General features: G+C 45.8%; 1 protein-coding gene. It reads left to right on the top strand.

Annotation, left to right across the window (positions count from 1 at the left end):
• The coding region (locus tag HX793_RS32175) for a ribonuclease H family protein (RefSeq protein ID WP_498055036.1) at nt 1-321 on the top strand (321 nt) is incomplete at its 3' end.

Consider the following 321-nt stretch of genomic DNA (forward strand, 5'->3'; position numbering starts at 1 on the left):
ATCGCTTTACCGCTTACTTTTCTCACTTGCAAGGGTACGCCATTTGATTGGGGACCCAAGCAGGAAGACGCTTTCCAAACCCTTAAACAAAGATTGTGTGACGCTCCGATTCTTACACTCCCTGAAGGATCCGAAGATTTCGTGGTATACTGCGATGCCTCCAATCTCGGTCTAGGTTGTGTTTTGATGCAAAGGGGAAAGGTTATAGCTTACGCATCGCGACAACTCAAAATCCATGAAAGGAATTATACGACTCATGATTTGGAGCTCGGTGCCGTGGTTTTCGCTCTTAAAATTTGGAGGCATTACCTTTACGGCACT

Origin of the sequence: Pseudomonas reactans (genome assembly GCF_013387025.1) — a bacterium.
Taxonomy (GTDB): domain Bacteria; phylum Pseudomonadota; class Gammaproteobacteria; order Pseudomonadales; family Pseudomonadaceae; genus Aquipseudomonas; species Aquipseudomonas reactans.